Origin of the sequence: Sneathiella sp. (assembly GCF_047631475.1) — a bacterium.
GTDB lineage: Bacteria > Pseudomonadota > Alphaproteobacteria > Sneathiellales > Sneathiellaceae > Sneathiella.
On sequence record NZ_JBLHZT010000076.1, the window covers coordinates 1 to 6,129 of the forward strand.

The following is a 6,129-nucleotide window of genomic DNA, read 5'->3' on the forward strand; positions in this document are numbered from 1 at the left end:
CGACCGTGTGCTGATCAAGCGCTTAGAAAGCGAAGAGAAAACCTCTGGTGGTATTATCCTCGTGGATAGCGCTCAGGAAAAACCAATGGAAGGTGAAGTCATCGCTGTTGGTAGCGGCACTGTTAAGGAAGACGGTTCCATCCGTGCTCTTGACGTTTCTGTTGGCGACAAGGTTCTGTTCGGCAAATGGTCCGGTACTGAAATCAAGCTCGGCGGTGAAGAACTGCTGATCATGAAAGAATCCGACATCATGGGCATCCTAGGCTAACGGACACAGGTTTTTGTCCTCGGCTAAATGATACAGAATTTAAGGAATTACCAGAATGGCTAAACAAGTAAAATTCGGCGCAGAAGCCCGCTCGCAGATTCTCGAAGGTGTAAACATCCTTGCGAATGCTGTTAAAGTTACACTCGGTCCAAAAGGACGTAACGTCGTTCTCGACAAATCTTTCGGCGCCCCTCGGGTGACAAAAGACGGTGTTTCTGTTGCGAAAGAAATCGAACTCGAAGATAAGCTCCAGAACATGGGCGCACAGATGGTGCGTGAAGTTGCGTCAAAAACAAATGACGTTGCCGGTGACGGTACAACAACTGCAACAGTTCTGGCTCAGTCTATTGTTCAAGAAGGCCTGAAAGCGGTTGCTGCCGGCATGAACCCAATGGACCTGAAACGTGGTATTGATCTTGCTGTAGCGAAAGCTGTTGAAAGCATTCGCGCCGCTGCAAACCCAGTAACCGGTGCAGAAGAAATTGCACAGGTTGGTACAATTTCAGCAAACGGCGAAACTGAAATCGGTGCGATCATTTCAGAAGCCATGCAGCGCGTTGGCAACGAAGGTGTTATCACTGTTGAAGAAGCCAAAGGTCTGGAAACAGAACTTGACGTTGTTGAAGGTATGCAGTTTGACCGTGGTTACCTGTCTCCATACTTCGTAACCAATGCAGAAAAAATGCTGGCCGAAATGGAAAGCCCATACATTCTGCTTCACGAGAAAAAACTGACGAACCTGCAGCCAATGCTGCCAGTCTTGGAAGCTGTTGTTCAGGCAGGTAAGCCTCTTCTGATTATCGCAGAAGACATCGAAGGCGAAGCGCTTGCAACACTGGTTGTCAACAAATTGCGTGGCGGCCTGAAAATTGCGGCTGTTAAAGCTCCTGGTTTTGGTGATCGTCGTAAAGCAATGTTGGAAGACATCGCGATCCTGACAGGCGGTCAGCTGATTTCTGAAGAGCTGGGCATCAAACTGGAAAGCGTAACTCTGGACATGCTGGGTACAGCGAAAACAGTGACGATTTCTAAAGAAGAAACAACCATCGTTGATGGTGCTGGTTCTAAAGAGGATATCGAAGCACGTTGTGGTCAGATCCGCGCTCAGGTCGAAGAAACTTCTTCCGACTATGATCGTGAAAAACTGCAGGAACGTCTTGCTAAACTGGCCGGTGGTGTTGCCCTGATTAAAGTTGGCGGCGCAACTGAAGTTGAAGTGAAAGAACGCAAAGACCGCGTTGATGACGCTTTGCATGCAACACGTGCAGCGGTTGAAGAAGGTATCGTCCCTGGCGGCGGAACAGCTCTTCTTTATGCTTCACGTGCCCTGGAAGGCCTTGAAGGCGCAAATGCTGATCAGAGCGTTGGTGTTAAAATCATCGCCCGTGCCCTGCAGGCACCTGTTCGTCAGATCGCTGAAAATGCGGGTGAAGACGGCGCGGTTATCGCAGGTAAATTGCTTGAGCAGGACGACATCAAGTTCGGCTTTAATGCACAGACCGGCATTTATGGCAATCTGCTGACAGACGGTGTTGTTGATCCGGCTAAAGTTGTTCGTACTGCTCTTGAAGATGCGTCTTCAATTGCTGGCCTGTTGATTACAACAGAAGCAACTGTCACAGAAGCTCCTTCTAAAGAAGGTGCCGGCGGTGGCGCTCCTGCAATGCCTGACATGGGCGGCATGGGCGGCATGGGTGGTATGGGCTTCTAAGAAACCCAACCCATTACGAAAAAGAAGGCTGCGAAGAAATTCGCAGCCTTTTTTATTGCTTGATAAAAATTTGCAGAAAGTTATTGGCGGGCATGGGAAGGCTGTTCGCATGGACTAACCCGTTTTCAAGAGCTTCTTGCGCAACATCGGCAATGTCGCGGACACCAAACTCTCTGTTTTTTTCAATGAGCCATGTTTCGAAATCAGCGTTGCTTGGCGCGGTATGCTGCCCCTTAATTTTAAAGGGGCCATATAATAAAAGCTGCCCACCCGATGAAAGAACCCGTCCGGCCCCTTTCATCAATCCTTTGGCGACAATCCAGGGGGAGATATGAATCATATTGGCATTGAAGATTGTATGGATGGGCCCAAAAGGGTAGTCGGCTTTTTCAACCGTCCATTCAGACGCCGCGGCGTCCAGATGAAGCGGCGAAAGCAGGTTGTCATGACTTTGAAACGCCTGCCAGGCTTCAATACTCTGCAAATTCTCAGGATCATAATCTGAAGGCTGCCAAAGCAGTTCTGGAAAATGAGGCGCGAAAAAGTGGCTATGCTCACCTGTACCGCTGGCAATTTCCAGAACAGTTCCTTTATTGGGAAGATGGGTGCGCAATTGTTCCAGTATTGCCGTTCGGTTCCGCTCTGTTGCCGGGGCGAAACGGCGTTTATCTTCTGTCATCGTATGGGTTCTCTCTTAGTCTTTTCGCTTAGCCTTATCCTGCTTTTTGTTGAGAGGGTTGAAGCCTTCTTCAAAGAAACGTTTCCGTTGATCCGCAGGCAGGGCTTTCGCTGTTAGAAAAAGAGTAGCATAGACGGATTGTTCGATCCGGCTTTTTTGTTTCACCAATTCTTTTTGGGCATTTTCAATTGCCATCAGATCCAGCGGGTCCTCACCCATTAAGTTGGCGATTTGTTGCTTTACACGTCGATAGGATCTGAAACCATCCCGCATGGCCGGGCGTTGATCTCGCCATAATTGTTTGATTTTCCTTCTGTTTTCATCATCCAGCTGATTGAGCGCAGCACGGCGATCAAATGAAAAAGAAGCATGAGAATGAGATTTGTAGCTGTGCCAGAACGTGCGACTGAAAAAGAAGCCGCCGATCGCCAGATTGATGCCCAGTGAAAGAACGAGGGCAATGACAAGCCACCGTGATTTAACCGTTGTCATTTATATTCTCCCATTCCAGAAGGGGGTCTGTGACGGACAGGTCTTCAAAATTGATTTCGTCTGATATATCGATCAGATCAGGCCTTATAATTCCGACTGTAATCCCAAGGCAGGTCGCCAGAACAAGTCCCGCGGCGGGTTTCAAGAAACTACTGATAAGACCATGCCAGAGCGGTCCGGGTGTTTTCTTCTGAAGATCGGCCTGTTCAAGGATCCGTCCTAAAAGCGCACCAGAGGCAGAGACCGGTGCGGTTTGGTCGTCGATCAGGCGATCAAGAGTTTCCGCGTTCTGGAGCATCTTCCGGGCGTCGGAAGACTGCTGAAGAAGTTCCTGTGCGGCGCTGACCTCTTCCGCTGGCCACTGTGTTGTGCGGGCTCCGTAAGCGTCAAGGATTTCAGAAAACCGGGTGCCAGTCATCTTTGTTTTATTGCTCATCCTGCTTCCCTTCCCAGTAATTCTCTGGCGGGGCCAAGAAGCGCCCGAAGTTTCCGGCGCCCCCTTGAAAGCAAAGATTCTAAAGCCTCTACAGAGATTTCCATGATTTCAGCTGCTTCCTTATTGCCGCATTCCTCAAGATGAACCAATGTTACCGCAATCCGTTGCCGCGGCGGCAACTCCTGCAATGCATGTGTAATCTGATCTTTCATCTGCTGATCTTCTCTTGCTGTCCATGGCCCCTTTGTCGGATCGGCTATGTCCGGAACTTCGCTGGTGCTATACCTGTTTTCCTTGCGTAACCTGTCGATGCATAAATTATGGGTCACACGATGAAGCCACGTTTTTACCTGTGCCTTTGCTTCCCATCCGCCCGCCGCTTTCCACAGCTTCAAGAACGCTTCCTGTGCGATATCTTCTGCATGCCCTGTATCCCCCAGAATACGCAAAGCCATTCGGTAAATACTGTCCAAATGCGCACCCGCAAGCACCCGGCAGGCGGTTTGATCACCGCTTGCTACTCTGTTCATCAGTTCAGCATCTTGTTCTATCAGCGATTTTGCTGGCATAGGCATTCAATTCAAGGGTTCGGCGAAATTTTCCGACCGGTTGTATGAGTATAACGCAGACGAACGGGAATTCCGTCGCTGTTTCATAAAAAAGGACGGCCCTATGGCGAGGCCGTCCTTGGGGGAAGTATCTGAAGATACTTTGGGGAACTGAAGTTGGTCTGGATTAATGATGCGCCGTTGGGGCGGTTTGCGGCTCTTTCATTTTATTTGCGATCACTTTTTTGCTGAGACTAAGGTCTGACTTTGTGCTGCCGGTTTTGCAAAGATGGCCAGAAATTTCTCCGCCCGGTTCAATTTCGATCTCGCCATATTCGATGGATCCGCTGACCCGTCCGGTTTTACGGATAATCAATTTTGTCCGTGCGGTCAGTGTTCCTTCGAATTCACCGGAAATATCAGCTGTATCGATAATGACTTCACCATTAAAAACACCGCTTTGCGTGATTTCGATTTCGTTCGAATTCATCGAGGCTTCGACTTTTCCTTCAACGATCAATCGATCGCAGGCGGTGATTTCGCCTTTCAGGTGAATGTCTTTTCCCACATGCAGGCGGCTGCCTTTCTCTTCGGGTTTTGTATCTTCAGGCTCTTTGGCAAGCGGAAAAGGTGACTTGGTCGTGGCCGGAATAGGGGCTGCCTGTGACGGGGAGGAGAGCGGTTTTACCCGGCTGGTTGGGTTCGCGGCTTCTGTTGTGGTCTGCTTAGGATTGGTTTCACTGTTATCGTCGGTTCTTTTTTTGTTAAACACCGCGTCTCTCCTGTTAAAATTGTTCCTGATCGGTTGTCGATATAAAGGAGTAGACAGGATTAAAAAGGCGAGTTGAGGAAATAAACGGGGCAAATTTTTGGTTTTTTTATGGCAAGCGTGATGACGGGACTTTCCAAGCCATGTTTCTATGCGTAAAAGCGTCTGGAAAAGTGAGGTAGAATATGAACGGGCGTAAATTGGCAGGTTTGATGCTGCTGCTATTATTGGTTGTCGTTTATTCCTTTGCCGGAATGTTGCTGGCGATCCATCTGCTGCCTGATAGCAAGTGGGCAGAATTGATATATTATCCGGTTATCGGCATTTTGTGGATTTTCCCGGCCATGAAAATTATTGCTTGGATGCAACCAAAGGATCCAGAGTAATTTTACAAAAAAAAGCCGGATCGAGAGGGGGGAGTCGACCCGGCTTTGTTGCCATTCAGTGGGAGAGGGGAGTTTCTCACTGACCAGCAAAAGATTTTAGAAGTCATCTGTTCTATTGATATAGGGTTTGGAAAAACTGTTTTCCAGCCGTTAAGGTCAAGAATCTGTGAGTTTCGTCGCGAAATTCGTTAAGAACGCGAGAGAGCCGTCAGCTATACTCGATTTGGCTGCAAATCCGTTCCGTCGCTAACACCAATCGATTTAGGTCTTCCGTTTCGGACAGACGGTGGTCGCCGTTTTTAATCAGCGAAACGACCACATTATCGGTGACCAGAGCCTTTTGAATATCAAGGGCGGTTTCCCATGGGACGCTGTCATCTTTCATGCCTTGTAACAGATGGACGGGGCAAGTGATGTCGATCGGTCCCGTCATCACGAAATTACGCTGGCCATCGTCCAGCAGCTTTTTTGTAATGATGTAAGGTTCATCTGAATATTCAGAAGGCTCTTCCCAATATCCCTGTCTTTCCAGATCCGCATGCCCTTCGGGGGGCAGATCTTTTTTCATGCGCGCGGTGAAATCCGGGGCGGCTGCAATGCCGACAAATCCGGCTATTCTGTCCGGGCGCAACAGTGCCATGCGAAGGCCGATCCAACCTCCCATGGAAGAGCCGACAACGACCTGCGGCCCCGCTGTACATTCATCCAGAACCGCCAAGGCATCATCTGTCCAGCGACTGATTGTCCCATCCGTGAAAAGCCCTGTCGATTGTCCGTGCCCTAGATAGTCGAAACGTGTATAGCTTCGGCCAAGGTCTTTCATCGCCTGTTCAAGTGCTG

9 protein-coding genes are annotated in these 6,129 nt (G+C 49.2%); 3 read left to right on the forward strand and 6 right to left on the reverse strand.

From position 1 onward, the window contains the following. A partial coding sequence (locus ACJAYR_RS17800) for a co-chaperone GroES (RefSeq protein WP_415237847.1) occupies nt 1-268 on the forward strand: 268 nt, incomplete at its 5' end. Nucleotides 269-323: 55 nt separating this feature from the next. Next, nucleotides 324-1,979, forward strand: coding sequence for a chaperonin GroEL (gene groL, locus ACJAYR_RS17805; protein WP_415237848.1), 1,656 nt, complete (start codon nt 324-326; stop codon nt 1,977-1,979). Nucleotides 1,980-2,031: 52 nt separating this feature from the next. Here groL and ACJAYR_RS17810 read toward each other — a convergent pair whose 3' ends face one another. From ACJAYR_RS17810 to ACJAYR_RS17830, 5 genes are all read right to left on the reverse strand, one after another. Next, complete coding sequence (locus tag ACJAYR_RS17810) at nt 2,032-2,658, reverse strand: DUF938 domain-containing protein (protein WP_415237849.1); 627 nt, start codon at nt 2,656-2,658, stop codon at nt 2,032-2,034. Between the two features lie 15 nt (nt 2,659-2,673). Next, nucleotides 2,674-3,150 carry a periplasmic heavy metal sensor gene (locus ACJAYR_RS17815; RefSeq protein WP_415237850.1) on the reverse strand — a complete coding sequence of 159 codons (477 nt, stop codon included), beginning with the start codon at nt 3,148-3,150 and terminating at the stop codon, nt 2,674-2,676. After that, nucleotides 3,137-3,586: a hypothetical protein gene (locus ACJAYR_RS17820; protein WP_415237851.1), complete on the reverse strand. Its 450-nt coding sequence runs from the start codon at nt 3,584-3,586 to the stop codon at nt 3,137-3,139. The genes ACJAYR_RS17815 and ACJAYR_RS17820 overlap by 14 nt, the downstream gene beginning before the upstream one ends. Then, a complete protein-coding gene (locus tag ACJAYR_RS17825) occupies nt 3,583-4,155 on the reverse strand; it encodes an RNA polymerase sigma factor (protein ID WP_415237852.1) in 573 nt (190 codons plus the stop codon). The genes ACJAYR_RS17820 and ACJAYR_RS17825 overlap by 4 nt, the downstream gene beginning before the upstream one ends. A gap of 166 nt (nt 4,156-4,321) precedes the next feature. Continuing rightward, on the reverse strand, nt 4,322-4,906 hold the full coding sequence (locus tag ACJAYR_RS17830; RefSeq protein WP_415237853.1) for a bactofilin family protein: 585 nt from the start codon (nt 4,904-4,906) through the stop codon (nt 4,322-4,324). Between the two features lie 182 nt (nt 4,907-5,088). On the opposite strand from ACJAYR_RS17830, the gene ACJAYR_RS17835 reads away from it, so the two are divergent. Continuing rightward, nucleotides 5,089-5,289: a DUF2842 domain-containing protein gene (locus ACJAYR_RS17835; protein WP_415237854.1), complete on the forward strand. Its 201-nt coding sequence runs from the start codon at nt 5,089-5,091 to the stop codon at nt 5,287-5,289. Nucleotides 5,290-5,497: 208 nt separating this feature from the next. On the opposite strand, the gene ACJAYR_RS17840 is transcribed toward ACJAYR_RS17835, so the two are convergent. Further along, nucleotides 5,498-6,129: alpha/beta fold hydrolase (locus ACJAYR_RS17840; RefSeq protein ID WP_415237855.1), on the reverse strand; the 632-nt coding region annotated here is incomplete at its 5' end.

What these genes read in the sequence shown, in the direction of transcription:
- groL (WP_415237848.1), top strand. Translation starts at nt 324, where the DNA reads ATGGCTAAACAAGTAAAATTCGGCGCAGAAGCCCGCTCGCAGATTCTC.
- ACJAYR_RS17810 (WP_415237849.1), bottom strand. Translation starts at nt 2,658, where the DNA reads ATGACAGAAGATAAACGCCGTTTCGCCCCGGCAACAGAGCGGAACCGA.
- ACJAYR_RS17815 (WP_415237850.1), bottom strand. Translation starts at nt 3,150, where the DNA reads ATGACAACGGTTAAATCACGGTGGCTTGTCATTGCCCTCGTTCTTTCA.
- ACJAYR_RS17820 (WP_415237851.1), bottom strand. Translation starts at nt 3,586, where the DNA reads ATGAGCAATAAAACAAAGATGACTGGCACCCGGTTTTCTGAAATCCTT.
- ACJAYR_RS17825 (WP_415237852.1), bottom strand. Translation starts at nt 4,155, where the DNA reads ATGCCAGCAAAATCGCTGATAGAACAAGATGCTGAACTGATGAACAGA.
- ACJAYR_RS17835 (WP_415237854.1), top strand. Translation starts at nt 5,089, where the DNA reads ATGAACGGGCGTAAATTGGCAGGTTTGATGCTGCTGCTATTATTGGTT.